This is a genomic window from Labrys sp. F242, assembly GCF_057813875.1.
Genome location: NZ_JBVASG010000001.1, coordinates 1,259,299 through 1,286,206 on the forward strand (window position 1 = coordinate 1,259,299; position 26,908 = coordinate 1,286,206).

A 26,908-nucleotide genomic window follows, 5' to 3' on the forward strand; every position below is an offset into this window, starting at 1 on the left:
GCAGTCGACAAGACGCGGAACTGATCGCTTAAACGCTGCCTCCGGGCTACCAGACACAGTTCCGGTCATGATCGTACGCTCTGCGTTGCGATCCTCTGTGGGTGTCGCGCTTGCATCCCCTAATAGGGAAGCTGGCGCGGTTTCGTTTTGCGTGATTGCTCACGCAGGGCAAAGCAGTGCGTTCGTAGGGGCGTACTAATCGATGTTGAAGGGCGAACGATGCCAACCATTAGCCAGCTGATCCGCAAGCCGCGCGAACCGAAAGTGTATCGCGAGAAGGCGCGCCACCTGGAAGCATGCCCGCAGAAGCGCGGTGTGTGCACTCGTGTGTATACGACGACTCCGAAGAAGCCGAACTCGGCTTTGCGTAAGGTTGCCAAGGTGCGTCTCACCAATGGCTTCGAGGTCATCGGCTACATCCCCGGCGAAGGCCATAACCTTCAGGAGCATTCCGTGGTCATGATCCGCGGCGGCCGCGTGAAGGATTTGCCCGGCGTCCGCTATCACATTCTCCGCGGCGTTCTCGATACCCAGGGTGTCAAGAACCGTAAGCAGCGCCGTTCGAAATACGGCGCGAAGCGTCCGAAGTAAGGGAAGATTTCACCATGTCCCGTCGCCATCGTGCAGAAAAGCGTGAGATCATTCCGGATCCGAAGTTCGGTGATCTCGTCGTGACCAAGTTCATGAATGCCATCATGTATGATGGCAAGAAGTCGGTTGCCGAGAAGATCGTCTACGACGCTTTCGACACCATCGAAGCCAAGGCCAAGCAGAGCCCGATCACGGTGTTCCAGACTGCCTTGTCGAATGTCGCCCCGGCGATCGAGGTTCGCTCCCGCCGCGTTGGTGGTGCGACCTATCAGGTCCCGGTCGAAGTTCGTCCGGAGCGCCGCCAGGCTCTCGCCATCCGTTGGATCCTCAGCGCGGCCCGTAACCGCAACGAGAAGACCATGGAAGAGAAGCTGTCGGGCGAGCTGCTCGACGCCTCCAACAATCGCGGCAACGCCGTGAAGAAACGCGAAGACACGCACCGGATGGCGGAAGCCAACCGCGCCTTCTCGCATTACCGCTGGTAAGCCGGAAGACAGGACTGAGGATCACACGATGGCCCGCACCCACGCGATCGAGGACTACCGCAACTTTGGTATTATGGCGCATATCGACGCCGGTAAGACCACGACGACCGAGCGGATCCTTTACTACACCGGCAAGTCCCACAAGATCGGCGAAGTCCATGACGGCGCCGCCACCATGGACTTCATGACCCAGGAGCAGGAGCGCGGCATCACGATCACGTCCGCCGCGACGACCGCTCTGTGGGCCGGCAAGCGCCTGAACATCATCGACACCCCCGGTCACGTCGACTTCACCATCGAAGTCGAGCGTTCGCTGCGCGTGCTCGACGGTGCCGTCTGCGTGCTCGACTCCAACCAAGGCGTCGAGCCTCAGACCGAGACCGTCTGGCGCCAGGGTGACAAGTACAAGGTTCCGCGTATCGTCTTCGCCAACAAGATGGATAAGACGGGCGCCGACTTCTACAAGTGCCTCGACGACATCGTGAAGCGCCTTGGCGCCAAGCCGATCGCCATTCAGCTGCCGATCGGTTCGGAGTCGAACTTCAAGGGCATCATCGATCTCGTTCGCATGAAGGCCGTGATCTGGTCGGGTGAATCGCTGGGCGCCGAGTTCGACGCCGATCTGCCGATCCCGGAAGACATGGTCGAGAAGGCCGTCGAGTACCGCAACATGCTCATCGAAGCTGCTGTGGAACTCGATGACGAGGTTCTCGCTGCCTTCTTCGATGGCCAGGAGCCGGATGAAGCGACGCTGAAGCGTCTGATCCGCAAGGCCGTCCTCACGGGCGCCTTCTATCCGGTTCTCGCTGGTTCCGCCTTCAAGAACAAGGGCGTACAGACCCTTCTTGATGCCGTGGTCGACTATCTGCCGTCGCCTGTCGACGTGCCGGCCATCAAGGGCATCGACCCGGAGACCGAAGAAGAAATCGAGCGCAAGTCTTCGGACTCCGAGCCTCTTTCTCTTCTCGGCTTCAAGATCATGGACGACCAGTATGGTGTCCTGACCTTCTGCCGCATCTACTCGGGCAAGCTCGAGAAGGGCGTCTCGCTGCTCAACTCCTCCCGCGAGAAGACCGAGCGTGTCGGCCGCATGGTACTCATGCATGCCAACAACCGCGAGGAAATCGCTGAAGCCTATGCTGGCGACATCGTCGCCTTGGTTGGCCTCAAGGACACCCGCACCGGCGACACCCTGTGCGATCCCAACAAGCCCGTCATCCTGGAACGCATGGAATTCCCCGAGCCCGTCATCGAAATGGCCGTGGAACCCAAGACCAAGGCGGACCAGGAAAAGATGGCTTTGGCCCTGATCAAGCTCGCTTCGGAGGATCCGTCCTTCCGTGTGTCGACCGATCAGGAATCCGGCCAGACCATCATCAAGGGCATGGGTGAACTCCATCTCGACATCAAGGTCGACATTCTGCGTCGTACCCACAAGGTCGAGGTCAATGTCGGCGCGCCGCAGGTGGCCTTCCGCGAGAAGATCACCAAAAAGGCCGAGATCGACTACACCCACAAGAAGCAGACCGGCGGTACCGGCCAGTTCGCTCGCGTCAAGTTCGTCGTCGAGCCGAACGAACCCGGCAAGGGCTTCGAATTCGAATCGAAGATCATCGGCGGTTCGGTGCCCAAGGAATATATTCCCGGCGTCGAAAAGGGCCTCAACTCGGTTCTGGGTGCGGGCATCGTCGCCGGCTTCCCGGTTGTCGACGTCAAGGTCACGCTGATCGACGGTGCCTTCCACGAAGTCGACTCGTCGGCTCTGGCCTTCGAAATCGCCTCGCGCGCCGCTCTTCGTGAAGGTTTGCAGAAGGGCCATTCGGTCCTGCTCGAGCCGATCATGAAGGTCGAAGTCGTTACCCCGGAAGAATATACCGGCTCGGTCATCGGCGATCTCAACTCCCGGCGTGGACAGATCCAGGGCCAGGACATGCGCGGCAACGCGAATGTCGTGAACGCCATGGTTCCGCTCATGAACATGTTCGGCTACGTCAACCAGCTGCGTTCCTTTACCCAGGGCCGCGCCAGCTACACGATGCAGTTCGATCATTACGAACAGGCGCCGTCCAACGTCGCTGCTGAAATCCAGGCGAAGTACGCCTGATCCCCTTGATTTGAGTTTCATCCGCCGTTTCGGCGACAGGTGAAGGAGGCCCCGATGGCCAAAGAGAAATTTGAACGCAACAAGCCGCACTGCAACATCGGCACGATTGGTCACGTTGACCATGGCAAGACGTCGCTGACAGCGGCGATCACGAAGGTGCTTGCCGAGACGGGCGGTGCGACGTTCACGGCGTATGACCAGATCGACAAGGCACCGGAAGAGAAGGCTCGTGGCATCACGATCTCGACGGCGCATGTGGAGTATGAGACGAAGAACCGTCACTACGCCCACGTCGACTGCCCCGGGCATGCCGACTATGTTAAGAACATGATCACGGGCGCGGCGCAGATGGACGGCGCGATCCTGGTTGTTTCGGCAGCGGACGGCCCGATGCCTCAGACGCGCGAGCACATTCTGCTGGCCCGCCAGGTCGGCGTTCCGGCGCTGGTCGTGTTCCTGAACAAGGTCGACCTTGTCGACGATCCGGAGCTGCTTGAGCTGGTTGAGATGGAAGTTCGCGAGCTTTTGTCGAAGTACGAGTTCCCCGGCGACGACATTCCGATCACGATGGGCTCTGCGAAGGCTGCTCTGGACAACGTCAACCCGGCGATTGGTCATGACGCGGTGCTGAAGCTGATGCAGACGGTTGACGACTACATCCCGCAGCCCGAGCGTCCGATCGACCAGCCCTTCCTGATGCCGGTTGAAGACGTGTTCTCGATCTCGGGCCGTGGCACGGTCGTGACCGGCCGTGTCGAGCGCGGCATCGTCAAGGTTGGCGAGGAAGTCGAGATCGTCGGCATCCGCGCCACGCAGAAGACGACGGTGACGGGCGTCGAGATGTTCCGCAAGCTTCTGGACCAGGGCCAGGCTGGCGACAACATCGGCGCGCTGCTGCGCGGCACCAAGCGTGAGGACGTGGAGCGCGGGCAGGTGCTGTGCAAGCCCGGTTCGGTGAAGCCGCACACCAAGTTCAAGGCCGAAGCCTACATCCTGACCAAGGAAGAGGGCGGTCGTCATACGCCGTTCTTCGGCAACTACCGTCCGCAGTTCTACTTCCGCACGACGGACGTGACGGGCGTGGTGACGCTGCCTGAGGGTACGGAGATGGTGATGCCTGGCGACAACATCGCCATGGAAGTGAACCTGATCGTGCCGATCGCCATGGAAGAGAAGCTGCGCTTCGCCATCCGTGAAGGCGGTCGTACCGTCGGCGCCGGCGTCGTCGCCGCAATCATCGAATAAGAGCTCATCAAAGCGCGTCTTTCGGCGCGCCGTTGAGCGGCGCGCCATTTAATTTTCGGAGTCAGGGCAATGAACGGCCAGAACATCCGCATCCGTCTCAAGGCGTTCGACCATCGTATTCTCGATACGTCGACCCGCGAGATCGTATCGACGGCCAAGCGCACTGGCGCCGCCGTCCGCGGACCGATCCCGCTGCCAACGCGGATCGAAAAATACACGGTGAACCGCTCGCCGCACGTGGACAAGAAATCGCGTGAGCAATTCGAGATGCGCACCCATAAGCGCCTGCTCGACATCGTAGACCCCACCCCGCAGACCGTGGACGCGCTCATGAAGCTCGACCTCGCCGCAGGCGTGGACGTCGAGATCAAGCTCTGATCAGGCTCCTCTAGGCTTAGGAACGAACGCCATGCGTTCTGGTGTCATTGCACAGAAGATCGGCATGAGCCGCGTCTATAACGACGCTGGCGAGCATGTCCCGGTCACGGTTCTCCGTATCGACGATTGCCAGGTCGTCGCTCACAGGACTAACGATAAGAACGGCTATACCGCGCTTCAGCTCGGTGCCGGCCTCGCCAAGGTCAAGAACACGACCAGGGCGCAGCGCGGCCACTTCGCTGTTGCCAACGTGGAGCCCAAGCGTAAGGTCGTCGAATTCCGCGTACCGGAAAGCGACCTGATTCCGGTTGGCGCAACGATCACCGCGGACCACTTCGTCCCCGGCCAGTTCGTCGACGTCACCGGTACTTCGATCGGCAAGGGTTTTGCCGGTTCGATGAAGCGCTGGAACTTTGCCGGCCACCGAGCCAGCCATGGTAACTCGATCACGCATCGTGCCCATGGTTCGACCGGTCAGCGGCAGGATCCGGGCAAGACGTTCGCCGGCAAGAAGATGGCGGGTCACATGGGTGACGAGCGCATCACCACCTTGAACCTCAAGGTCGTGCGCACCGACGTCGAGCGTGGCTTGATCCTGGTCGAGGGTGCCGTTCCCGGCGCCAAGGGCGGCTGGATCCTGGTGCGCGACGCCGTGAAGAAGCAGCTGCCGGAAGCAGCGCCGAAGCCCGGCGCATTCCGCTTGCCTGAAGCTGCAGCCGCAGCTGCTGGCGAGTGAGGAGGAGCCGATGAAACTCGCAATTACCACTCTCGAAGGCTCCGAAGCCGGTTCTGTCACGCTGTCGGACGAGATCTTCGGTCTCGAGCCGCGCACCGACATCCTGCAGCGCGTCGTGCGCTGGCAGCTGGCCAAGCGCCAGGCCGGTACGCACAAGACGCTGGGCCGGTCCGAAATCAACCGGACCAAGAAGAAGCTGTACAAGCAGAAGGGCACCGGTGGTGCTCGTCACGGTGCAGCCTCGGCTCCGCAGTTCCGTGGCGGTGGCCGCGCCTTCGGTCCGGTCGTGCGTTCCCACGCCCACGACCTGCCCAAGAAGGTTCGCGCTCTCGGCCTCAAGCATGCGCTTTCGTCCAAAGCGAAAACGCAGCAGCTGATCATCGTCGACAAGGCCGTCGCCGAAGTGATCAAGACCAAGGCGCTGAAGGATACCTTCGGCAAGCGTGGCTTGGCCAATGTGCTGATCATCGATGGCGCCGAACTCGACCAGAACTTCGCGCTGGCCGCCCGCAACATTCCAAACGTGGATGTGCTGCCGGTTCAGGGCATCAACGTCTACGACATTCTCCGCCGTGACAGCCTCGTGCTGACCAAGGCGGCTGTCGATGCGCTGGAGGCGCGCTTCAAATGAGCACCGATGTCAGGCATTACGACGTGATCGTGTCGCCGGTGATCACCGAGAAGGCGACCGCTCACTCAGAGCATAATCAGGTGGTGTTCCGGGTTTCTCCGGATGCGACCAAGCCGCAGATCAAAGCCGCCGTCGAAAAGCTGTTCAATGTCAAGGTGATGGGCGTCAACACGCTCGTTCGCAAGGGCAAGACCAAGCGTTTCAAGGGCATTCTGGGCACTCAGAGCGATGTCAAGCGTGCGATCGTGACCCTGGCCGAAGGCCACACGATCGACGTGACGACGGGCCTCTGAGGCGCGGGCCGGAAAGGGAGAGAGACCAATGGCTCTCAGGAAATACAAGCCGGTTACGCCGGGCCTGCGCCAGCTCGTGCTGGTCGACCGTTCCGCCCTCTACAAGGGCGCACCGGTCAAAACCTTGACCGAAGGCCTGACCAAGTCGGGTGGCCGCAACAATACGGGCCGCATCACCTCGTTCCGCAAGTCGGGCGGGCACAAGCGCGCCTACCGCATCATCGATTTCAAGCGCCGTAAGCTTGATGTCGAGGGTACGGTCGAGCGGATCGAGTATGATCCCAACCGCACGGCCTTCATCGCGCTCATCGACTATACCGATGGCGAGAAGGCCTACATCCTGGCTCCGCAGCGTCTGGCTGTCGGCGACAAGGTGATCGCGGCTGCTTCGGCCGACGTGAAGCCTGGCAATGCCATGCCGATGTCTGCGATGCCGGTCGGCACCATCGTCCACAATGTCGAGCTCAAGCTCGGCCGTGGTGGCTCGGTGGCTCGTTCCGCCGGCAGCTATGCCCAGATCGCCGGCCGCGATGGCGCCTATGTCATCCTGCGCCTGAACTCGGGCGAGCAGCGCCTGGTTCTGTCGAGCTGCTTTGCCACGGTGGGTGCGGTGTCGAACCCGGACCACATGAACATCTCGCTCGGTAAGGCGGGTCGTTCGCGTTGGCTCGGCATCAAGCCGTCCGTCCGCGGCGTTGCCATGAACCCGATCGACCATCCCCATGGTGGCGGCGAAGGCCGTACCTCCGGTGGTCGTCACCCCGTCACGCCTTGGGGCAAGCCGACCAAGGGCAAGAAGACGCGTTCGAACAAGGCGACGAACAAGTTCATCGTCTCGTCCCGTCACGCTAAGAAGAAGTAAGGAGACCACACGTGTCCCGCTCAGTCTGGAAAGGCCCGTTTGTTGACGGGTACCTCCTGAAAAAGGCGGATGCCGCGCGCGGCTCCGGCCGTAGCGAAGTCATCAAGACCTGGAGCCGCCGCTCCACCATTCTGCCGCACTTCATCGGCGTGACTTTTGGCGTCTACAACGGCCAGAAGCATGTTCCGGTTCAGGTGACCGAAGACATGGTTGGCATGAAGCTCGGCGAATTTGCTCCGACCCGGACCTTCTATGGTCACGCGGCGGACAAGAAGTCGAAGAGGAAGTAAACGATGGGCAAGCCGAAGTCCGAACGGGCCCTGCCTGACAACGAGGCGAAGGCGGTTGCGCGCATGCTGCGCGTTTCGCCGCAGAAGCTCAATCTCGTCGCGTCGCTGATCCGCGGCAAGAAGGTGGACTCGGCTCTGGCCGACCTGACCTTCTCGCGCAAGCGTATCGCCACCGACGTGAAGAAGACGCTGCAGAGCGCCATCGCCAATGCCGAGAACAATCATGGCCTCGACGTAGACGATTTGATCGTCTCCGAAGCCTATGTCGGCAAGGCCTTCGTCATCAAGCGTTTCCACGCTCGTGCCCGTGGCCGGGCAGGGCGCATCGAGAAGCCCTTCTCCAACCTGACGGTCGTTGTCCGCCAGGTCGAAGCCAAGGCGTAAGGAGCAAGCGATGGGACAGAAAGTTAATCCGATCGGCCTGCGTCTGGGCATCAACCGGACCTGGGATTCCCGCTGGTTCGCCAACAAGGGCGAATATGGCAAGCTGCTGCACGAAGATATTGCGATCCGTCAGGCGCTGATGAAGCTCCTGAAGCAGGCCGCGGTGTCGCGCATCGTCATCGAGCGTCCGCACCGCAAGTGCCGCGTCACGATCTACTCGGCTCGTCCGGGCATCGTGATCGGCAAGAAGGGCGCTGACATCGACAAGCTGAAGAAGGCCGTGTCGAAGCTCACCACCTCGGAAGTGCACATCAACATCGTTGAAGTGCGCAAGCCGGAAGTGGATGCGACCCTGGTTGCCGACTCCATCGCGCAGCAGCTCGAGCGTCGCGTTGCCTTCCGTCGTGCCATGAAGCGTGCCGTTCAGTCGGCTATGCGTCTGGGCGCCGAGGGCATTCGTATCAATTGCTCGGGCCGTCTGGGCGGCGCCGAAATCGCGCGTCTGGAGTGGTACCGCGAAGGTCGCGTGCCGCTGCATACGCTGCGGGCCGATGTCGATTACGGCACGGCGACGGCGTTCACCACCTTCGGTACGTGCGGCATCAAGGTCTGGATCTTCAAGGGTGAAATCCTCGAGCATGATCCGATGGCCCAGGACAAGCGCCTGGCGGAGGCCGACACCGGCCGTTCGTCTTCGCGCCCCCGTCACGAAGCTGCTTGAGCGGCTGCGGGGATCTGAGAGAATAGAACCATGTTGCAACCCAAGCGCACTAAATTCCGTAAGCAGTTCAAGGGCCGCATTCACGGTGTGGCCTCCTCGGGCGCGCTCCTGAACTTCGGCCAGTTCGGCCTGAAGGCTCTTGAGCCCGAACGTATCACCGCGCGTCAGATCGAAGCCGCTCGTCGTGCGATCACCCGCGAAATGAAGCGTCAGGGTCGCGTGTGGATCCGCATGTTCCCGGACGTGCCGGTTTCGGCGAAGCCGGCTGAGGTGCGCATGGGTAAAGGCAAGGGTGCTCCCGATCATTGGGTCGCCCGCGTCAAGCCGGGTCGCATCATGTTCGAACTGGACGGCGTGAGCGAGGAAATCGCTCGCTCCGCCCTGACGCTCGCTGCCGCCAAGCTGCCGATCAAGACCCGCTTCGTCCAGCGCATCGCCGAGTGAGGAAAACACCATGAAGACCACTGACATCAGGGTGCTGTCCGACGACCAGCTTGCCGATGAACTCGCCAAGCAGAAGAAGTCGCAGTTCAACATGCGCTTCCAGAAGGCCACCGGTCAGCTCGAAAACACGGCAGAAGTGCGCAAAGTCCGTCGCACCATCGCCAAGATCAAGACGGTTCAGAGCCAGAAGGCCGCGACCAAAGCCAAGGCTTGAGGAGATAGTTTATGCCCAAGCGCGTCCTGCAAGGCGTCGTCGTCTCTGACAAGAACGATAAGACGATTGTGGTGAAGGTGGAGCGCCGCTTCACCCATCCGCTGCTGAAGAAGACGGTGCGTCGCACCAAGAATTACCATGCTCATGACGAGGGCAACGGCCACAAGGTCGGTGATATCGTGTGGATCGAAGAAGGTCGCCCGATGTCCAAGCTGAAGCGCTGGGTCGTCGTCGACCAGGCGGCGGAAGCAGCCAAGGCCTGATCGTCAGGCCGGGGAGGGGGGGCGTTTTCTGCGCCTTCGCACCACCACGGTGAAAATAAAAGCCGGCGGAAGCCGGCTTTGTGCTTGTGGTTGGACGAAGGAATCGCTAGAAGACCGGCTTTCCTGGAGCGTTGGCGAAAGGGGTGGAGGTCTCCACCGCCTTGGCCGCGCTTTCGTGCTTGTGAAATGATTTGCCGGCCGTGAGGTTGGCGAAGTGGGTTCAAAGCCGAGCAGGTGGAGAACTTCACGGCGGTTGGGTTGCGATCCTGCCGCCAAACCCGAGGTTGGGCCGGGTCCGCCGTGAGCGGATACCAGCCTGCGAAGAATAAGAGGGTACGTCATGATTCAGATGCAATCGAATCTCGACGTCGCGGACAATTCAGGTGCCCGACGCGTGATGTGCATCAAGGTTTTGGGCGGCTCGAAGCGGAAATATGCCTCCGTCGGCGACATCATCGTGGTGTCGATCAAGGAAGCCATTCCGCGCGGGCGCGTCAAGAAGGGTGATGTGATGAAGGCCGTGGTCGTACGTACGGCCAAGGACATCCGTCGTCCCGATGGCTCCGTGATCCGTTTCGACCGCAATGCGGCCGTGCTGATCAACAATCAGAAAGAGCCGATCGGCACCCGCATCTTCGGGCCGGTTCCGCGCGAGCTGCGCGCCAAGAACCACATGAAGATCATCTCTTTGGCCCCGGAGGTGTTGTAACATGGCCGCTAAGATCAAGAAGGGCGACAAGGTCGTCGTCATGACCGGCCGTTCCAAGGGCCGTGTCGGTGAAGTGATCCAGGTTTTCCCGGAAGAGAACCGTGCGATCATCCGCGGCGTGAACGTCGTCCGTCGCCATCAGCGCCAGACTGCGAGCCAGGAAGGCGGCGTGATTTCGAAGGAAGCGCCGATCCACCTGTCGAATGTTGCCATTGCCGATCCCAAGGATGGCAAGCCGACCCGCGTTGGTTTCAAGGTTCTCGATGGCGGCAAGAAGGTTCGCGTCGCCAAGCGTTCGGGAGAGCAGATCGATGGCTAAGTCCCCAGCCGCAGCCGAGACCGCGAATGGCGATGCCTATTCGCCGCGTCTGAAGGCCTATTACAATGATGTGGTTCGTCCTGAGCTGATCAAGCAGTTCGGCTACAAGAACCCGATGGAAGTTCCCACGATCTCCAAGATCGTGCTGAACATGGGCGTGGGCGAAGCCACCGCCGATACCAAGAAGGTCACCGTTGCGGCCGCCGACCTCGCTTTGATCGCGGGTCAGAAGCCGGTGATCACGCGGGCTCGCAAGGCGATCTCGCAGTTCAAGGTGCGTGAGAACATGCCGATCGGCGCGAAGGTGACCCTTCGCAAGACCCGCATGTATGAGTTCTTCGATCGCCTGGTGACGATCGCGCTGCCGCGCGTTCGCGACTTCCGTGGCCTCAACCCGAAGAGCTTCGATGGCCGTGGCAACTATGCCATGGGCTTCAAGGAACACATCGTGTTCCCCGAGATCAACTACGACAAGGTCGATCAGGTTTGGGGTATGGACATCGTCGTCTGCACCACGGCCAAGAGCGATGACGAGGCGCGTGCGCTTCTGAAGTTGATGAACTTCCCCTTCCGGCAGTGAGGCGGTTGATCCGCCCTCAAACGCGGAACGTTGGAGACCTACATGGCTAAGAAAAGTTCGATTGAGAAGAACAAGCGCCGCGAGAAGCTTGCCAAGCAGTACGCTGGCCGTCGCTCCCGCTTGAAGGCCATCGCCAATGATGAATCGTTGTCGATGGAAGAGCGCTTCACCGCTCGTCTGAAGCTCTCGGAATTGCCGCGCAACTCCGCCAAGGAACGCGTGCGCAACCGTTGCGAAGTGACCGGCCGTCCGCGCGCCGTTTACCGTAAGCTGAAGATGTCGCGTATTGCTTTGCGCGAACTCGGTTCCAAGGGGCTGGTTCCCGGCCTCGTGAAGTCGAGCTGGTGAGGAGATATCGTCATGGCGATCAATGATCCTGTCGGCGATATGCTGACCCGTATCCGTAACGCGCAGATGCGCCGCAAGACCAGCGTTTCGACGCCCGGTTCCGGCCAGCGCGCTCGCGTTCTCGATGTGCTGCAGGCGGAAGGCTATATCCGCAACTACACCGTTACCGATTTCGGCAACGGCCGCAGCGAATTCGAGATCGAGTTGAAGTATTATGATGGCGCACCGGTGATCCGTGAGATCGCCCGCGTCTCCAAGCCCGGCCGCCGCGTCTACGTGTCCGTCAAGGACATTCCGCGCGTCGCCAACGGACTGGGCGTGTCCATCGTTTCGACCCCGCGTGGTGTCATGGCCGATCATCAGGCCCGTGAATCCAATGTCGGCGGCGAAGTGATCTGCACCGTATTCTGAGCCGGAGGAGAAATAGTATGTCTCGTATCGGTAAGAAGCCGGTTGCCGTTCCCGCCGGCGTCACCCCCAGCCTGGATGGTCAGACCGTCAAGGCCAAGGGCCCGAAGGGCGAACTCAGCTTCACCGTTCCCGATCTCATCTCGGTTGAGTTCAAGGACGGTGCATTCAAGGTCGACCCGAAGGACGATTCCAAGCTCGCTCGCTCCCAGTGGGGCATGTCCCGCACCATGGTGTCGAACATCCTGGTGGGCGTGACTCAGGGCTTCGAGAAGCGTCTTGAGATCAACGGCGTCGGCTACAAGGCCGCCGTTGCTGGCAAGGTCGTCAAGCTGTCGCTCGGCTATTCGCATGACGTCGACTATCCGATTCCGGAAGGCATCACCGTGGTGACGCCCAAGCCGACGGAAATCGTCGTGTCGGGTATCGACAAGCAGAAGGTCGGCCAGGTCGCGGCTGAGATCCGCGAATATCGCGGCCCCGAGCCCTATAAGGGCAAGGGTGTCAAGTATGCTGGCGAATTCATCTTCCGCAAGGAAGGCAAGAAGAAGTAACGGAGCCAATCAATGGCAAATGCAAGGCAAGCTCTTGAGCGCCGCAAGGCGCGTGTCCGCCGGCAGCTGCGCTCGGTGGCGAACGGACGGCCGCGCCTCTCGGTTTTCCGCTCTTCCAAGCACATCTACGCACAGGTCATCGACGATGCAAACGGCAGCACGCTGGTTTCCGCATCGACGCTTGAAAAGGATCTGCGCGGCAGCTTGAAGACGGGTGCCGACATCGAGGCCGCGAAGGTAATCGGCAAGCTCCTCGGTGAGCGTGCGGTTGCCAAGGGCGTCAAGGACGTCTTTTTCGATCGCGGCGGCTACATCTTCCACGGGCGTGTCAAAGCGCTCGCCGATGCGGCCCGCGAAAGCGGCCTCAACTTCTAAGGAACGGATTCTATGGCTCGTGAACGTGAACGTGATCGTCAGCGCGAAGAGCGCGACAGCGAGTTCGTGGACCGCCTAGTCCACATTAACCGCGTTGCCAAGGTGGTGAAGGGCGGCAAGCGCTTCGGTTTTGCGGCGCTCGTCGTCGTTGGTGACCAGAAGGGCCGCGTCGGCTTCGGCCATGGCAAGGCTCGCGAAGTGCCGGAAGCCATCCGCAAGGCGACCGACCAGGCCAAGCGTGGTCTGGTGCGTGTGTCGCTGCGCGAAGGCCGTACCCTGCATCATGACGTCAATGGTCGTCATGGCGCCGGCAAGGTCATTCTGCGCGCTGCACCGGCCGGTACCGGCATCATCGCCGGCGGCCCGATGCGCGCTGTGTTCGAATCGCTCGGCATGCATGACGTCGTCGCCAAGTCGCTGGGGTCGTCCAACCCCTACAACCTGGTGCGTGCCACTTTCGACGCCCTGAAGCATGAGGACAGCCCGCGTTCGGTCGCAGCTCGTCGCAGCCTCAAGGTGTCGCAGATCCAGAACCGGCGTCAGGGTATCGACGCCGAGTCGACGGACTGATCGGAGAGGGATGAGCGATGGCTAAGACCAAGACCGTTACGGTCGAGCAGATCGGTAGCCCGATCCGCCGCACCTCGGACCAGCGCGCGACCCTCGTCGGCCTGGGCCTTAACAAGATCCGCCGCAAGAGCACGCTGGAAGATACGCCGGCCGTGCGTGGCATGATCGCCAAGCTCGGCCACCTCGTCCGCGTGGTCGAGGCCGAGTAAGGAGACGCGACGATGAAACTCAACGATCTTCGCGACAATGAAGGCGCGACCAAGGCCCGTATGCGCGTCGGACGCGGTATCGGCTCTGGCAAGGGCAAGACCGGCGGCCGTGGCGTCAAGGGTCAGACCTCGCGCACCGGTGTCGCCATCAAGGGCTTCGAAGGTGGTCAGATGCCGCTGCATCGCCGCCTGCCCAAGCGTGGCTTCAACAACATCTTTGCCCTGGACTTCGCCGAGGTGAACCTCGACCGTATCCAGGTCGCCGTCGACGCCGGCAAGCTCGACGCCAAGGCTCCGGTCACCGCCGAGGCTCTGGTGCAGGCCGGCGTGATCCGTCGTGTTCTTGACGGCGTGCGCCTGCTGGGCCGTGGCGAGATCAAGGCCAAGCTCGCCTTCGAAGTCGCCGGTGCGACCAAAGGCGCCGTGGCTGCGGTCGAGAAGGCTGGCGGCTCGGTCAAGGTGCTGAAGGCTGTGGCAAAGGCGGAAGCCTGATCCTATATGAAAGCGGCCCGCCTCGTCTGGCGGGCCGCACCTTTTTTGGCGCGCTTTCGACACGGCGGAGCACCACATGGCATCGGCGGCCGAGCAGCTTGCTGCGAGCATCAATTGGAGTTCGTTCTCCAAGGCTGACGAACTCAAGAAGCGTATCTGGTTTACGCTTGGCGCGTTGGTCATCTACCGGCTGGGTACCTATATCCCGCTGCCCGGAATCAACCCCGATGCCTATAAGTCTGCCTTCGACGGTCAGGCCGGTGGTATTCTCGGCCTCTTCAACATGTTCTCGGGCGGCGCCGTTTCGCGTATGGCGATCTTCGCGCTCGCGATCATGCCCTACATTTCCGCCTCGATCATCATCCAGCTGCTGACCACTGTCGTGCCGCAGCTCGAGGCCCTCAAGAAAGAGGGCGAGGCCGGCCGCAAGATCATGAACCAGTACACGCGCTACCTCACGGTGGTGCTGGCGACGGCGCAGGCCTGGGGCATTGCCATCGGTCTGGAAGGCGGGCAGGGGGGCATCGTGCTCGCGCCCGGGCTGTTCTTCAAGATCTCGACCACCATCACGCTGGTCGGCGGCACCATGTTCCTGCTGTGGCTCGGCGAGCAGATCACCTCGCGCGGCATCGGCAACGGTACGTCCCTGATCATCCAGGCCGGCATCGTCGCCGAGTTCCCGGCTCATCTTGGCCAGATGCTCGATCTGGCGCGCACGGGCGGCATGTCGCCGGTGACGCTGCTGATGTCGATCGTCGTCGCGGTTGCCGTGGTGCTGGCCATCGTGTTCTTCGAGCGGGCACAGCGTCGCCTGCTGATCCAATATCCCAAACGCCAGGTCGGCAATCGTCTCTATGAAGGCCAGTCCTCTCATCTGCCGCTTAAGCTGAATACGTCGGGCGTGATCCCGCCGATCTTCGCTTCGTCGCTGTTGCTGCTGCCGACCACGGCTGCCGCTTTCGTGGCACAGGGCAATCCCAACTCCTGGTTGGCGAATGTCTCGATCTATCTCAATCACGGCAAGCCGCTGTTCATGGTGCTGTACGCACTGCTGATCGTGTTCTTCTGCTTCTTCTATACGGCCATCGTGTTCAACCCGACCGAGACGGCCGACAATCTCAAGAAGCACGGCGGCTTCATTCCCGGCATCCGTCCGGGCGAGAACACCGCCAAGTTCATCGACTATGTGCTCACGCGTATCACCGTGGTCGGCGCGATCTATATTGCGCTGGTCTGCATGGTGCCGGAGATCCAGAATTACCTGGTCCCCTCGATTCCCTTCGTGCTGGGCGGTACCTCGCTGCTCATTACGGTGAGTGTTTCGATGGACACGCTGGCCCAGATTCATGGCCATCTACTTGCCCATCAGTATGAAGGGCTGGTACGCAAGACCAAGCTGAAGGGGAGCCGTCGCTGATGAAGCTCATTCTGCTGGGTCCGCCGGGGGCGGGCAAGGGAACCCAGGCCGTCAGACTGTCGGAAAAGCATGGCATTCCGCAGCTTTCGACGGGTGACATGCTGCGCGCGGCCGTGCAGGCCGGTACGCCGGTTGGGCTTAAGGCCAAGGCCGTCATGGATTCCGGCGGACTGGTGTCGGATGACATCGTCGTCGGCATCGTCGCCGACCGCATCGAGGAGAAGGACGCGGCCAATGGCTTCATTCTCGATGGTTTCCCGCGCACCGTGGCGCAGGCTTCGGCCCTCGACAAGATGTTGGCGGAGAAGGGTTTGCGTCTCGACGCCGTGATCGAGTTCGTGGTCGACGAGTCGGTGCTGCTGTCGCGTATCGAAAAGCGGGCTGCCGAGACGGTCGCTCGTGGCGAGAAGGTACGCCCGGACGACAATGCGGAAGCTTTCAAGACTCGTCTTGAAGCTTATCGTGCCCAGACGGCGCCGCTGTCTGACTATTATCGCAAGAGCGGCGATCTTCGTCCGGTCGATGCGATGAAGTCGATCGACGAGGTCACTCGCGAGATCGACGCTACCCTGTCGGCGGTCTCGGTCTGATTCGCCGTTTCGCATATGCCGTGAGGCGATATGCATGAAGTTTGTCTTTACGAGTTGACGTCTTCGCAGAGAATCTCTAGAAGACGGCTCTCACGTCAAAGACGCGCGGGTCGATCGCTCGGTTAGAGCGAACGGCTCGTTTTTGCGCTGCCGGTTCGCCGGCGATGATTGAACTGATATTCGGCCTCACGCCGGATCAAAGATTTGGAGACCGGAAATTGGCCCGCATCGCTGGTGTCAACATTCCCACCGCCAAGCGCGTCGAGATCGCGCTGCAATATATCCACGGCATTGGCTCCGCCAAGGCCAAGGAGATCGTTGCCAAGGTCGGCATCGCGCCTGAGCGCCGTGTCCACCAGCTGTCGGACCAGGAGGTCCTGCAGATCCGTGAGGCGATCGACCGCGATTACATCGTGGAAGGTGATCTTCGTCGTGACGTCGCGATGAACATCAAGCGTCTGATGGATCTGGGCTGCTATCGCGGTCTGCGTCATCGCCGCAGCCTGCCGGTTCGTGGCCAGCGCACCCATACCAATGCCCGTACCCGCAAGGGCAAGGCAAAGCCGATCGCCGGCAAGAAGAAGTAAGTTTTTATTCAATCCCGAGCGCCTGGTACAACGGGCGCGCTTGAAGGATCCATACTATGGCAAAAGAAGCCGCTGGTCGCGTTCGCCGTCGCGAACGCAAGAATATCGTTTCTGGCGTTGCTCACGTCAATTCGAGCTTCAACAACACCATGATCACCATCACCGACGCCCAAGGCAACACGATTGCCTGGTCCTCCTCGGGAACGATGGGTTTCAAGGGCTCGCGTAAGTCGACCCCCTATGCTGCGCAGATGGCCGCCGAAGATGCCGGCCGTAAGGCCAGCGAGCATGGCATGCGCACGTTGGAAGTTGAAGTTTCTGGTCCGGGTTCGGGTCGTGAATCGGCTCTGCGCGCCTTGCAGGCGTCGGGCTTCACGATCACGTCGATCCGCGACGTGACGCCAATTCCGCATAATGGTTGCCGCCCGCGCAAGCGTCGTCGCGTCTAATTTCGCGATTTGAGATGGCCCGGCCGCTATTCGAGCGTGCCGGGCTTATTGGCCGCACCGAGACCGATTGAAGGGTGTCGTCGTGATTCAGAAGAACTGGCAGGAACTTATCAAGCCCCAAAAGCTCGAAGTGACTCCGGGAGAAGATCCGAAGAGCCAGGCAACTGCCGTTGCCGAGCCGCTGGAGCGTGGCTTTGGCGTGACTTTGGGTAATGCGCTGCGCCGTGTCTTGCTGTCGTCCCTGCAGGGCGCGGCCGTGACCTCGGTGCATATCGATGGCGTGTTGCACGAGTTCTCGTCGATCCCCGGCGTGCGTGAGGACGTGACCGATATCGTCCTCAACATCAAGGAGATCGCCGTCAAGATGGCGGCCGAGGGACCCAAGCGGATCGTGCTGAAGAAGCAGGGTCCGGGTCAGGTCTTCGCTGGCGATATCCAGACCACCGGCGACATCCAGATCCTCAATCCCGAGCACGTGCTGTGCACGCTGGACGAGGGTGCGGAGATCCGCATGGAATTCACCATCAACACCGGCAAGGGCTACGTTGCGGCTGACCGCAATCGGCCTGAAGATGCTCCGATCGGTCTCATCCCGGTCGACAGCCTTTATTCGCCGGTGAAGAAGGTGGCTTTCAAGGTGGAGAACACCCGTGAAGGCCAGATCCTCGACTACGACAAGCTGACGCTGACGGTCGAGACCAACGGTGCGATCACCCCGGAAGACGCGCTCGCCTATGCGGCCCGCATCATCCAGGATCAGCTCGAAGTCTTCGTCAACTTCGAGGAGCCGAAGAAGGAATCCGAGGCCCCGGCCATTCCGGAACTCGCCTTCAACCCGGCGCTGCTCAAGAAGGTGGACGAGCTGGAACTGTCGGTCCGTTCGGCAAACTGCCTGAAGAACGACAATATCGTCTATATCGGCGATCTGATCCAGAAGACGGAAGCCGAAATGCTCCGTACGCCGAACTTCGGCCGCAAGTCCTTGAACGAGATCAAGGAAGTGCTGGCTCAGATGGGTCTTCATCTGGGCATGGAAGTGCCCGGCTGGCCGCCGGAAAACATCGAAGAGCTCGCCAAGCGCTTCGAAGAACATTATTGATCTGGCGCATCGCGCTGCCAAACTTGAAGGAACAGGGCAATGCGTCACGGCAAGGCTCACCGCAAATTCAATCGTACCGCCGAACACCGCAAGGCGATGTTCGAGAACATGGCCGCCTCGCTCATCAAGCATGAGCAGATCGTCACCACGCTTCCCAAGGCCAAGGACCTGCGTCCGATCGTCGAGAAGCTGGTCACGCTCGGCAAGCGTGGCGACCTGCATGCCCGCCGCCAGGCCATTGCGACGCTTCAGGACGAGACCATCGTCAAGAAGCTCTTCGATGTGCTGGCGACCCGCTACAAGGACCGTCAGGGTGGCTACACCCGCGTGCTGAAGGCCGGCTTCCGCCATGGCGATTCCGCGCCGATCGGCGTGATCGAGTTCGTCGATCGTGACGTCTCGGCAAAGGGCCAGGACTCCGGCCCGGTTGCCAATGAGCAGGCCGAAGCAGCCTGATCTTTCGATCCAGGATCCAAGATTTGAAGGGCGGTGCGCAAGCACCGCCCTTTTTCGTTTTGAAACGCCGTGGAAATCTAGCGTCAGACCTGTGATCTGCGGCGACAATCACCACATTTGCACCATTGGCTTTGCGCATGATCTGGTTCAGAAGGATCTGCGAAGCCGATCAAACTGTCCCACTCGGAGTTCATCCATGCGTCTACTGTCCTATGCCGCATTCGTGCTCTTAGCAGGCCTCGTGCCGGCGCAGGCTCAGGAAAGCGTAGTTCCCGAAAGCGCGGCGCAGGTGAAGCTGTCCTTTGCCCCAGTGGTCAAGAGCGTGACTGCCGCGGTGGTCAACGTCTATGCCCAGCATGTCGAGAAGGCGCAGGCCAATCCGATGTTCAACGATCCCTTCTTCCGCCAGTTCTTCGGCGGCGGAGCGGCGCCGCGCGAGCGGGTGGAGCGCTCGCTCGGCTCGGGCGTGATCGTCGCCAAGGATGGCATGATCGTCACCAATTACCACGTGATCGCCAATGCCACGCAAGTCCGTGTCGCCCTGTCCGACAAGCGGGAATTCGATGCCGATATCATTCTCAAGGACCAGCGCGCCGACCTTGCCGTGCTCCGCCTCAAGGGCGTGAAGGCTGATCTCGCCACGCTTGATTTCGCCGATTCCGACAAGGTGCAGGTGGGGGATCTGGTTCTGGCCGTCGGTGACCCCTTTGGTGTCGGGCAGACGGTGACCTCCGGCATCGTCTCGGCGCTGGCGCGCAGCCAGGTCGGCCAGTCCGACTTTCAATCCTTCATTCAGACGGACGCAGCCATCAATCCGGGCAATTCCGGCGGCGCTTTGGTCGATCTCAACGGCAGGCTGGTCGGCATCAACACCGCGATCGTCTCGCGTTCGGGCGGTAATATCGGTATCGGCTTTGCGATTCCCGCTGCCATGGTCAAGGTGGTGGTTGCTTCGGCCCAGGCCGGTTCCGATCGGGTCCTGCGCCCTTGGATCGGCGCCAGCATGCAGAACGTTTCGTCCGAGATCGCCGAGTCGCTGTCGATGGAACGGCCGGCTGGTGCCCTGGTGACCGAGGTCGCCAAGAACGGGCCGGCGGCTGCAGGCGGGCTACAGACGGGTGATGTGGTACTGGCCGTCGACGGGGTGGCGGTCTCCGACCCCGACGAATTCGGCTATCGCTTCGCCACCAAGCCCCTGGGAGGGGAAGCCCAGCTCGAGGTGTTGCGCAAGGGCGAGCGCCTGAAGGTTTCGGTCAAGCTTGCGGCCGCCCCCGAGAGCACGCCGCGCGACGAGACGGTGCTGCAGGGACGCTCGCCGCTCAGCGGTGCCACGGTCGCCAATCTCTCGCCCGCCACAGCCGAAACCCTCGGCATGCCGCTCGATACCAATGGCGTGGTGATCACCAATGTCGAAGACGATAGCGCCGCCGCCAATTTCGGCTTTCAGAAGAAGGACGTGATCCAGGTCATCAACGGCCAGAAGGTCGATGATGCCAAGGCATTGGACGCCTTGGTGCAGGAACCGCGCCGGCTGTGGCGCATCACCATCGTCAGGGATGGCCAGCAAATTTCGACGATCCTGGGGGGATGATGTCGGATCTGTTTTCCGCTGCGGGTCTGGAGAAGGAGGCGCCACGGCCGCTCGCCGACAGGATGCGCCCCAAGCACCTCTCAGAAGTAGCCGGGCAGGATCATCTCGTCGGTCCCGAGGGAGCGCTGACGCGGCTGCTGGCGTCGGGCTCTGTCGGCAGCCTGATCTTCTGGGGCCCGCCCGGTACCGGCAAGACCACGGTGGCGCGCCTGCTGGCCGGTGAAACGGATCTCGCCTTCGAGCAGATTTCGGCGATCTTCACCGGGGTCGCCGATCTGAAGAAGGTGTTCGAGGCGGCGCGCTCGCGGCGCATGATGGGGCGCGGCACACTACTTTTCGTCGACGAGATCCATCGCTTCAACCGGGCGCAGCAGGATGGCTTTCTGCCGGTGATGGAAGACGGCACCGTGACACTGATCGGCGCGACCACGGAGAATCCGTCTTTCGAGCTCAACGCGGCCTTGTTGTCACGCGCCCGCGTCATGGTGTTCAATGCACTGGACGACATGGCGATCCTGCGTCTTCTCGATCATGCCGAGGAAGTCGAGGGCAGGAAGCTGCCTGTTGACGATGAGGCGAGGGCGGCGCTGGTGCGCATGGCCGATGGCGATGGCCGCGCCAGCCTGACCCTGGCCGAGGAGGCCTGGCGTGCGGCAAAGCCCGGTGAGGTCTTCACCGCGGCCAAGCTGCAGCAGGTGCTGCAGCGCCGTGCGCCGATCTACGACAAGTCGGCCGACGGGCATTACAACCTGATCTCGGCCTTGCACAAATCGGTGCGCGGCTCCGATCCCGACGCAGCGCTCTATTATCTCGCCCGGATGTTCGACGCCGGCGAGGATCCGCTGTTCATCGCGCGGCGGGTGGTGCGCATGGCGGTGGAGGATATCGGCCTCGCCGATCCGCAGGCCCTGGTGGTCGCCAACGCTGCCAAGGACGCCTATGACTTCCTCGGCAGCCCGGAGGGAGAACTCGCCATCGCCCAGGCGGTGATCTATGTGGCGACGGCGCCGAAATCGAACGCGGCCTACAATGCCTACAAGGCGGCCATGCGCCTCGCCAAGGAGGCGGGATCGCTGATGCCGCCCAAGATCATCCTCAACGCGCCGACCAAGCTGATGCAGGCCGAAAGCTACGGCCAAGGCTATCGCTACGATCACGACGAGCCGGACGGCTTCTCCGGCCAGAACTACTTCCCGGATGCCCTTGGCCGGCGACAGTTCTACGAACCGGTGGAGCGCGGCTTCGAGCGCGAGATCCGCAAGCGTCTGGACTATTGGGACAAGATCCGGCGCGAGCGCGGCGAGGGGTAGGCAGGGAGGAAGCCTTTCCGCGAGCGTCAGCTTTGCGGTCGAAGACGCGGAAAATAGGAGTGTCAATCTCCCGATTGACATCTCTTTCTGCAATGGGACGGTTTCTAAGAGTGTCAATCTGGAGATTGACACTCCGATCCCGAGTCGGTGCCGGAACGCCGGGTCAGGCTGCCACCTCTTCTTCCCCTTCATAGAGCTGTTGAGCTTCGAGCAAAGCCTCATCGAGCCGCCGTCCGGCACGATAGCCGGCCAGGCCAGCGCCTTTTGCCATGCCGGGCAATAGACGAGGGCAGGCCTCGGTGGCGCCAATCACCGTTTGGATCGGGATGACGCCGGCCCATACCGGGTGGCCGTAATCCTCCTCGTCATCACCGACGCCGGCGGCGCGCACTTTGGCCGAGGCCTCCTCGATGCGCATGCCGATCACCATGGTCGCCTTGCTCTCCTGCCCATGCGTCTGGCGCAGTTCCTCGGCACGGCCGGGGTAGAAGCGATCGACCACGCTGAGCAGCGCCTTCGCCTTTTCGTCCGGATCGTCGATGATACGAGCGGTGCCAAAGCAGATTGCCGAGCGATAATTTGCCGAATGATTGAAGCCGCTACGCGCCAGCACCAGCCCGTCGAGATGCGAGACCGTGAGACAGACCGGGACGCCGCCCTTGAGGTTGCGCAGCATGCGGCTGGCCGAGGAACCGTGCCAATAGAGCCAGTCATCCTCGCGCCAGTGAATGGTCGGCGTGCAATAGGGCTGGCCGTCGATCACATAGGCGACATGGCACAGAAGGCCGGCATCGAGCACGGCATAAACCGCCTCGTGATCATAGCGGCCGCGGTCGTGCCGCCGCTTCAGGCGATTGCGGGCGCTGACGGCGAAGCGCTCCGGCGTGGCTTCCTGTTCTTTCATGGTGCCTTGCTTTCAAAGATGAATATGGGCAAGGTGCGTCATCGCATTGGTTCAAGAAAGATCCAATTTGGATAAAAATATTCGAACCAATTTGCCCGATTGGTCGACCCTCATGCCAGTGTTGCCAGGCCGAGGGCCGCGCAGGCGCGAACTCTATGTCGCCATACGTAGACTGATCGAGACGGGCCTGGCACGGCCGGGCGCCAAACTGCCGACCACGCGCGATCTCGCCAAGCGGCTGGGCCTGTCGCGGGCTGCCGCGGTCGCCGCCTTCGAGATGCTCGTCGCCGACGGCTTCGCCGAGGCACGCATCGGGGCGGGCACCTTCGTCGCGGCGCAGGTGCCGGCAGTCTCGGAGCGGCCCGGCGGCGAGCCTGGGCAGGCCTCGGCCTCGCCGGCACTCCCCTGTGAACTAGGCGTGGCCACCATCGACGACAAGACCATGCGTGTCTTTCGCAGCCTGCTCTCGCGAAACCTCGCCCAGCCGGGGCCGGAGCATTTCCGTTATGGCGATCCGCGCGGTGGAAGCAAGCTGCGGGAGGCCATCGCGGCCTATCTTCGCGCAGCACGGGGCGTGCGCTGCGATGCCGAGCAGATCGTCGTCACCACCGGGACCATGCATGGGCTCGATCTTGTCGTGCGCACCATTCTCAAGCCGGGCGATGCCGCCTGGATCGAGGATCCTTGCTACCCTCTGGCCAGGGCCACGCTGGAGGCAGCGGGCGCCAGGCTGATTGGTGTTCCCGTCGACGCGGAAGGGGTCGACGCCGCCAGGGGCGAGACGCTCGAAGCTGGGGGGCGTCTCGTCTATGTCACGCCCTCCCACCAGTTCCCGCTCGGCGTCACCATGACCATGCGCCGCCGCCTGGCTCTCATCGACTGGGCTGATCGCAACGATGCCTGGATCGTCGAGGACGACTATGACAGCGAATTCCGGTTCTCGGGTCCGCCGCTCACCGCCTTGCAGGGCATGGACGGCGCCGATCGGGTCGCCTATCTCGGTACGTTCTCCAAGGTCCTGTTCCCCGGCATCCGCATCGGCTATGCGGTGCTGCCTGCGGCCCTGCTCGACAGGGTGCTGCGCCTGAGAACCCTGTCCGACCGCCAACCGCCCACCCTGGTGCAGGGCGCCGTCGCCGATTTCCTCAACGATGGCCATTTCACGGCCCATCTGCGCCGGGCCCGCCGCCGCGTGCAGGTCGCGCGGGATGGGTTCGTCACCGCCCTCCAACATCATTGTGCAGGGGAACTCGACTTTGCCGTGCCGGAGCATGGGCTCCATCTGGTGGCGGCGCTGGCTGCTTCGGCGGGTGATCGCGACATGGTCCAACGACTGCTCGCCGAAGGCGTCGGTGCGCGGGCCTTGTCACCCATGTATTTGGACGCCCCAGCCCGTCAGGGCCTCGTGCTCGGCTTTTCGGGATTTGAGGCGGACGTCCTGGCGAGCGCCGCCAGGCGTATTGGCGATGTTCTGAAAGCCGGTACGCCCGCGCGTTCATAGACAGTCGCGTTCTTGCCCTTCCTGCGGCAGGCCATCGCCAATCTCGTAGTAGTCTCCCTTTTGATTCACGCAGATATGCTTGACCAGTTTGAGGCCGGTCGGTTCGTTGAGCGTTCCGGCCGCAATGGATATGTGGTCGCTGCCCTTGCCATCCCAGAAGATCTGGGCACCGCATTTGGAGCAGAAACCGCGGCGGGCGGTTGGCGAAGATCGGTACCAACGCAGCTTGTTCGTCGGAGCGATTTCGAGATCGGCGGGATCGCAGGCCGCATAGGCCGCAAAATGGCTGTGCAGCCTTCGGCATAAGATGCAGTGACAAGCCCAGACGTCTCGCACGGCGCCGCGGATGGTATAGCGCACCGAACCACACAGACAGCCGCCCGTCGCCCGTATCGCACGCTCCTGGCCTATGGACATGACCAATCTTCCTTTGTTGTCGCTTGTCGTGGGGAGATGGGGTTGAGGGGTACTGGCCGGCCCTTCAATGCCCACCTCCCGGGTCTCGTCCACCCTCTTGGGGTAGGCCGTCGGCAAGTTCGTAATAATCTCCCTTCTGATTCACGCAGACATGCTTGGCGAGCTTGAGGCCTGTGGGCTCGTCAAGGCTCGAGGCCGTCAGGGAGACATGATTGCGGCCGGTGCCGATCGAAAAAAGCTGTGCTCCGCATTTGGAGCAGAAGCCACGCCGGGCCATTGGGGAAGCGCGATGCCAACGCAGTCGCGTTGAGGGCAGGATCTCGAGATCGGCGGCATCGCAGGCCGTGTAGGCGCAACAATAGCCGTGCAGACGCCGGCATATCAGGCAATGGCAAGCCTTCACGTCCGTCAGGGCACCGCGGACGACATAACGCACCGATCCGCACAGGCAGCCGCCCTTGGCCCGTATCGGCTTGTCCTCCTCCTGCTTCATCGCATGCCCCCTTGTAAATTCGAAAAATAGGACTACATTTCTAGAACTATGGTGCTATTCAGGAGGCGACCATGTTTGGCTGGATCAAAGACATTCTCGGGGATTTGCTTGCGGAGCGCCAGCGCCGTGCCAATATCGAGTACTTCGATGGCCTGAGCGATCGGGTGTTGCGTGATATCGGCATTGAGAGAAGCGAACTTGAAAAAGTTTTCGACCGGGCTGATCCTTTCTGGCAGGGGCGCAGACGGTCCTTGGCCGATTCCTGGACGATCTTGAAGCATTTTGGAGGCGCACGAAAACACAATGGCGCTGGCGGATATGGCATTTGACGATGCGGCGCGGTGTTTGGCTGAGCTCGGCCACCCGCACAGGCTTCAGATTTTTCAACTGCTGATCAAGGCGGGAGACGATGGCCTGGCTGTCGGCGACATCCAAAGGGAACTTGGCATTCCCAAATCGACGCTGGCCCATCATATCGCGCAATTATTGGCCGTTGGCCTGATGACGCAAGAGCGGCAGGGCCGGGTACAGCGCTGCCGCATCGCCGCCGGCAAGGCCAGCGCCTTCGTGACTTTCTTCGTGGCCGACTGCTGTGAAGGGCTGCCGGGCATCGAGGGCCTGGAAGTCGGGGCTTAGCGGCCCTTGTCATTGCCGGGCATGACCCGGCAATCCAGCCTTGCCCGGTTGCGCGGGAGCTTCTGGATAGCTGGGCCGAGCCTGGCTATGACAAATCGGAGCGTTTCTCCCTCGGGTGAACTGCATCGAGCCTAGCAAGTCGACCCATTCGCAGGTTCAACAGGCAGGCGACGCGCCTTTGGGAGATTTCCGGCAGACAGCGGCGCCGCGCTGCTTTATAGGGACGCGATCCCTTAATCACTGTCGGAACCTTGATGTCCTTTCTGGTCGAAACCCGTACTGTCACCGCCGATGAGGACGGCATGCGTCTCGACCGTTGGTTCAAGACGCATTTCCCGGAGCTCGCCTTCGGCCATCTGCAAAAATTGCTGCGTTCCGGCCAGATCCGGGTCGACGGCGCGCGCGTCAAGACCAATGACCGCCTCAGCAAGGATCAAACTGTTCGCGTGCCGCCGCTGCCGCGTTCCGATCCGGCGATCACCAGCGTCAAGCGCTCGTCGCAGAACCAGAAGGACGCCGATTTCATCCGCTCCCTGATCCTGCACGAGGATAGCGACGTCCTGGTGATCAACAAGCCGCATGGCCTGTCCGTCCAGGGCGGTTCCGGCACCGAGCGTCATGTCGACGGCATGCTCGCGGCTCTGGCCGGGCCGGATGGCGAGAAGCCCCGTCTCGTTCACCGTCTCGATCGCGATACTTCCGGCGTGCTGGTGCTGGCCAAGACGCGCAAGGCGGCCTCCGATCTGGGCGCGATCTTCCGCACCCGCTCGGCCCGCAAGATCTATTGGGCCCTGGTCAAGGGCGTGCCTGCGCCCAAGCAGGGCCGTATCTCGCTCTTCCTGTCCAAGCAGCTCGGCATGGACGGCGAGAAGGTCCGGGTGATGAAGCATGGCGATGAAGAAGCCGTGCATTCGATCACCTATTATTCGCTGGTCGATCGCGCTGCCAATTCGGTGTCCTGGCTCTCGCTCAAGCCTGTGACCGGCCGCACCCATCAGCTGCGCGCCCATACCGCCCATATCGGCCATCCCATTATCGGCGACCCCAAATATGGGGAAGCCATGGAAAACATTCCCGAGGAACTGCCGAAGAAGCTGCACCTCCATGCGCGCCGGATCACCCTGCCACATCCGCGTGGCGGCACGCTCGACGTCACCGCACCCTTGCCGCCGCATATGAAGCAGAGCTTCGAGATTTTGGGCTTCGACACCTCGGCCTATGATCCCATCGTCGACGCTCCGGAGGATTGAGAC

General features: G+C 61.7%; 40 protein-coding genes. 37 read left to right on the forward strand and 3 right to left on the reverse strand.

What is annotated here, in order from left to right:
• The first annotated feature begins 219 nt into the window (after positions 1–219).
• From rpsL to ACZYTC_RS05950, 33 genes are all read left to right on the forward strand, one after another.
• Positions 220–591 (forward strand): 30S ribosomal protein S12, encoded by a 372-nt coding sequence (gene rpsL / locus ACZYTC_RS05790; protein WP_068299562.1) that lies wholly within the window; start codon positions 220–222, stop codon positions 589–591.
• 14 nt (positions 592–605) lie between these two features.
• Complete coding sequence (gene rpsG, locus ACZYTC_RS05795) at positions 606–1,076, forward strand: 30S ribosomal protein S7 (protein WP_068299564.1); 471 nt, start codon at positions 606–608, stop codon at positions 1,074–1,076.
• A 28-nt stretch (positions 1,077–1,104) separates the two neighbouring features.
• On the forward strand, positions 1,105–3,180 hold the full coding sequence (gene fusA / locus ACZYTC_RS05800; protein WP_434956972.1) for an elongation factor G: 2,076 nt from the start codon (positions 1,105–1,107) through the stop codon (positions 3,178–3,180).
• A 54-nt stretch (positions 3,181–3,234) separates the two neighbouring features.
• Positions 3,235–4,425, forward strand: a complete 1,191-nt coding sequence (gene tuf, locus ACZYTC_RS05805; protein ID WP_434956980.1) for an elongation factor Tu — start codon at positions 3,235–3,237, stop codon at positions 4,423–4,425.
• Between the two features lie 69 nt (positions 4,426–4,494).
• On the forward strand, positions 4,495–4,803 hold the full coding sequence (gene rpsJ / locus ACZYTC_RS05810; RefSeq protein ID WP_068292049.1) for a 30S ribosomal protein S10: 309 nt from the start codon (positions 4,495–4,497) through the stop codon (positions 4,801–4,803).
• 31 nt (positions 4,804–4,834) lie between these two features.
• Positions 4,835–5,539 (forward strand): 50S ribosomal protein L3, encoded by a 705-nt coding sequence (gene rplC, locus ACZYTC_RS05815; protein WP_434956970.1) that lies wholly within the window; start codon positions 4,835–4,837, stop codon positions 5,537–5,539.
• A 10-nt stretch (positions 5,540–5,549) separates the two neighbouring features.
• Complete coding sequence (gene rplD / locus ACZYTC_RS05820; protein WP_149254710.1) at positions 5,550–6,170, forward strand: 50S ribosomal protein L4; 621 nt, start codon at positions 5,550–5,552, stop codon at positions 6,168–6,170.
• Positions 6,167–6,463: a 50S ribosomal protein L23 gene (locus ACZYTC_RS05825; protein WP_434956969.1), complete on the forward strand. Its 297-nt coding sequence runs from the start codon at positions 6,167–6,169 to the stop codon at positions 6,461–6,463. The genes rplD and ACZYTC_RS05825 overlap by 4 nt, the downstream gene beginning before the upstream one ends.
• Before the next feature lie 28 nt (positions 6,464–6,491).
• Positions 6,492–7,325 carry a 50S ribosomal protein L2 gene (rplB, locus tag ACZYTC_RS05830; RefSeq protein ID WP_149254712.1) on the forward strand — a complete coding sequence of 278 codons (834 nt, stop codon included), beginning with the start codon at positions 6,492–6,494 and terminating at the stop codon, positions 7,323–7,325.
• Between the two features lie 11 nt (positions 7,326–7,336).
• Complete coding sequence (gene rpsS / locus ACZYTC_RS05835; RefSeq protein ID WP_068292063.1) at positions 7,337–7,615, forward strand: 30S ribosomal protein S19; 279 nt, start codon at positions 7,337–7,339, stop codon at positions 7,613–7,615.
• A gap of 3 nt (positions 7,616–7,618) precedes the next feature.
• The gene (gene rplV, locus ACZYTC_RS05840) at positions 7,619–7,999 is read left to right on the forward strand and encodes a 50S ribosomal protein L22 (protein WP_068292065.1); all 381 of its coding nucleotides are present in this window, start codon (positions 7,619–7,621) and stop codon (positions 7,997–7,999) included.
• Positions 8,000–8,009: 10 nt separating this feature from the next.
• Positions 8,010–8,720: a 30S ribosomal protein S3 gene (gene rpsC / locus ACZYTC_RS05845; protein ID WP_149254713.1), complete on the forward strand. Its 711-nt coding sequence runs from the start codon at positions 8,010–8,012 to the stop codon at positions 8,718–8,720.
• A 30-nt stretch (positions 8,721–8,750) separates the two neighbouring features.
• The gene (rplP, locus tag ACZYTC_RS05850) at positions 8,751–9,164 is read left to right on the forward strand and encodes a 50S ribosomal protein L16 (protein WP_149254714.1); all 414 of its coding nucleotides are present in this window, start codon (positions 8,751–8,753) and stop codon (positions 9,162–9,164) included.
• A gap of 10 nt (positions 9,165–9,174) precedes the next feature.
• The gene (gene rpmC, locus ACZYTC_RS05855) at positions 9,175–9,378 is read left to right on the forward strand and encodes a 50S ribosomal protein L29 (protein WP_149254715.1); all 204 of its coding nucleotides are present in this window, start codon (positions 9,175–9,177) and stop codon (positions 9,376–9,378) included.
• Positions 9,379–9,389: 11 nt separating this feature from the next.
• Positions 9,390–9,641 (forward strand): 30S ribosomal protein S17, encoded by a 252-nt coding sequence (rpsQ, locus tag ACZYTC_RS05860; protein WP_149254716.1) that lies wholly within the window; start codon positions 9,390–9,392, stop codon positions 9,639–9,641.
• A gap of 340 nt (positions 9,642–9,981) precedes the next feature.
• The gene (gene rplN, locus ACZYTC_RS05865; protein ID WP_149254717.1) at positions 9,982–10,350 is read left to right on the forward strand and encodes a 50S ribosomal protein L14; all 369 of its coding nucleotides are present in this window, start codon (positions 9,982–9,984) and stop codon (positions 10,348–10,350) included.
• Between the two features lies 1 nt (position 10,351).
• A complete protein-coding gene (rplX, locus tag ACZYTC_RS05870; protein WP_149254718.1) occupies positions 10,352–10,669 on the forward strand; it encodes a 50S ribosomal protein L24 in 318 nt (105 codons plus the stop codon).
• Complete coding sequence (gene rplE, locus ACZYTC_RS05875; RefSeq protein WP_149254719.1) at positions 10,662–11,249, forward strand: 50S ribosomal protein L5; 588 nt, start codon at positions 10,662–10,664, stop codon at positions 11,247–11,249. The genes rplX and rplE overlap by 8 nt, the downstream gene beginning before the upstream one ends.
• A 42-nt stretch (positions 11,250–11,291) precedes the next feature.
• Positions 11,292–11,597, forward strand: coding sequence for a 30S ribosomal protein S14 (gene rpsN, locus ACZYTC_RS05880; RefSeq protein WP_068292095.1), 306 nt, complete (start codon positions 11,292–11,294; stop codon positions 11,595–11,597).
• A gap of 12 nt (positions 11,598–11,609) precedes the next feature.
• Positions 11,610–12,008 carry a 30S ribosomal protein S8 gene (gene rpsH / locus ACZYTC_RS05885; RefSeq protein WP_068292097.1) on the forward strand — a complete coding sequence of 133 codons (399 nt, stop codon included), beginning with the start codon at positions 11,610–11,612 and terminating at the stop codon, positions 12,006–12,008.
• A 17-nt stretch (positions 12,009–12,025) separates the two neighbouring features.
• Entirely contained in the window at positions 12,026–12,559 is a 534-nt protein-coding gene (rplF, locus tag ACZYTC_RS05890) for a 50S ribosomal protein L6 (protein ID WP_434956968.1), read from the forward strand.
• A gap of 12 nt (positions 12,560–12,571) precedes the next feature.
• On the forward strand, positions 12,572–12,934 hold the full coding sequence (gene rplR, locus ACZYTC_RS05895; RefSeq protein WP_434956967.1) for a 50S ribosomal protein L18: 363 nt from the start codon (positions 12,572–12,574) through the stop codon (positions 12,932–12,934).
• A gap of 12 nt (positions 12,935–12,946) precedes the next feature.
• A complete protein-coding gene (gene rpsE / locus ACZYTC_RS05900; protein WP_434956966.1) occupies positions 12,947–13,504 on the forward strand; it encodes a 30S ribosomal protein S5 in 558 nt (185 codons plus the stop codon).
• Positions 13,505–13,521: 17 nt separating this feature from the next.
• Positions 13,522–13,713 (forward strand): 50S ribosomal protein L30, encoded by a 192-nt coding sequence (gene rpmD, locus ACZYTC_RS05905; protein WP_068292106.1) that lies wholly within the window; start codon positions 13,522–13,524, stop codon positions 13,711–13,713.
• 12 nt (positions 13,714–13,725) lie between these two features.
• Entirely contained in the window at positions 13,726–14,205 is a 480-nt protein-coding gene (gene rplO, locus ACZYTC_RS05910; protein ID WP_434956965.1) for a 50S ribosomal protein L15, read from the forward strand.
• 76 nt (positions 14,206–14,281) lie between these two features.
• Positions 14,282–15,622 (forward strand): preprotein translocase subunit SecY, encoded by a 1,341-nt coding sequence (gene secY, locus ACZYTC_RS05915; protein WP_434956964.1) that lies wholly within the window; start codon positions 14,282–14,284, stop codon positions 15,620–15,622.
• Positions 15,622–16,212 carry an adenylate kinase gene (locus ACZYTC_RS05920; protein ID WP_434956963.1) on the forward strand — a complete coding sequence of 197 codons (591 nt, stop codon included), beginning with the start codon at positions 15,622–15,624 and terminating at the stop codon, positions 16,210–16,212. Before secY ends, ACZYTC_RS05920 begins: the two co-directional genes overlap by 1 nt.
• A 218-nt stretch (positions 16,213–16,430) precedes the next feature.
• Positions 16,431–16,799, forward strand: coding sequence for a 30S ribosomal protein S13 (rpsM, locus tag ACZYTC_RS05925; protein WP_434956962.1), 369 nt, complete (start codon positions 16,431–16,433; stop codon positions 16,797–16,799).
• A 56-nt stretch (positions 16,800–16,855) separates the two neighbouring features.
• Entirely contained in the window at positions 16,856–17,248 is a 393-nt protein-coding gene (gene rpsK, locus ACZYTC_RS05930; protein ID WP_068292125.1) for a 30S ribosomal protein S11, read from the forward strand.
• A 67-nt stretch (positions 17,249–17,315) separates the two neighbouring features.
• On the forward strand, positions 17,316–18,347 hold the full coding sequence (locus tag ACZYTC_RS05935; protein WP_434956961.1) for a DNA-directed RNA polymerase subunit alpha: 1,032 nt from the start codon (positions 17,316–17,318) through the stop codon (positions 18,345–18,347).
• A gap of 39 nt (positions 18,348–18,386) precedes the next feature.
• Positions 18,387–18,803: a 50S ribosomal protein L17 gene (gene rplQ / locus ACZYTC_RS05940; RefSeq protein WP_434956960.1), complete on the forward strand. Its 417-nt coding sequence runs from the start codon at positions 18,387–18,389 to the stop codon at positions 18,801–18,803.
• 196 nt (positions 18,804–18,999) lie between these two features.
• On the forward strand, positions 19,000–20,394 hold the full coding sequence (locus ACZYTC_RS05945; RefSeq protein ID WP_488989106.1) for a Do family serine endopeptidase: 1,395 nt from the start codon (positions 19,000–19,002) through the stop codon (positions 20,392–20,394).
• The gene (locus ACZYTC_RS05950; protein WP_434959655.1) at positions 20,394–21,704 is read left to right on the forward strand and encodes a replication-associated recombination protein A; all 1,311 of its coding nucleotides are present in this window, start codon (positions 20,394–20,396) and stop codon (positions 21,702–21,704) included. Before ACZYTC_RS05945 ends, ACZYTC_RS05950 begins: the two co-directional genes overlap by 1 nt.
• Before the next feature lie 163 nt (positions 21,705–21,867).
• Here the strand turns inward: ACZYTC_RS05950 and ACZYTC_RS05955 are convergent, their stop codons facing one another.
• A complete protein-coding gene (locus tag ACZYTC_RS05955; protein ID WP_488989107.1) occupies positions 21,868–22,608 on the reverse strand; it encodes a pyridoxamine 5'-phosphate oxidase family protein in 741 nt (246 codons plus the stop codon).
• A 112-nt stretch (positions 22,609–22,720) separates the two neighbouring features.
• Here ACZYTC_RS05955 and pdxR point away from each other — a divergent pair, with 112 nt between their 5' ends.
• The gene (pdxR, locus tag ACZYTC_RS05960; RefSeq protein WP_488989108.1) at positions 22,721–24,109 is read left to right on the forward strand and encodes a MocR-like pyridoxine biosynthesis transcription factor PdxR; all 1,389 of its coding nucleotides are present in this window, start codon (positions 22,721–22,723) and stop codon (positions 24,107–24,109) included.
• Here the strand turns inward: pdxR and ACZYTC_RS05965 are convergent.
• Both ACZYTC_RS05965 and ACZYTC_RS05970 read right to left on the reverse strand, forming a co-directional pair.
• Positions 24,104–24,526: a GFA family protein gene (locus tag ACZYTC_RS05965; protein ID WP_488989109.1), complete on the reverse strand. Its 423-nt coding sequence runs from the start codon at positions 24,524–24,526 to the stop codon at positions 24,104–24,106. The two genes, pdxR and ACZYTC_RS05965, sit on opposite strands and share 6 nt — an antisense overlap.
• 64 nt (positions 24,527–24,590) lie before the next feature.
• A complete protein-coding gene (locus ACZYTC_RS05970) occupies positions 24,591–25,019 on the reverse strand; it encodes a GFA family protein (RefSeq protein WP_488989110.1) in 429 nt (142 codons plus the stop codon).
• A gap of 71 nt (positions 25,020–25,090) precedes the next feature.
• On the opposite strand from ACZYTC_RS05970, the gene ACZYTC_RS05975 reads away from it, so the two are divergent.
• The 3 genes from ACZYTC_RS05975 (at position 25,091) to ACZYTC_RS05985 (ending at position 26,905) form a co-directional block, all read left to right on the forward strand.
• On the forward strand, positions 25,091–25,348 hold the full coding sequence (locus ACZYTC_RS05975) for a YjiS-like domain-containing protein (RefSeq protein ID WP_434956954.1): 258 nt from the start codon (positions 25,091–25,093) through the stop codon (positions 25,346–25,348).
• Positions 25,323–25,655, forward strand: a complete 333-nt coding sequence (locus ACZYTC_RS05980; protein WP_434956953.1) for an ArsR/SmtB family transcription factor — start codon at positions 25,323–25,325, stop codon at positions 25,653–25,655. The genes ACZYTC_RS05975 and ACZYTC_RS05980 overlap by 26 nt, the downstream gene beginning before the upstream one ends.
• A 254-nt stretch (positions 25,656–25,909) precedes the next feature.
• Positions 25,910–26,905, forward strand: a complete 996-nt coding sequence (locus tag ACZYTC_RS05985) for an RluA family pseudouridine synthase (RefSeq protein ID WP_434956952.1) — start codon at positions 25,910–25,912, stop codon at positions 26,903–26,905.
• The last annotated feature ends 3 nt before the right edge of the window (positions 26,906–26,908 follow it).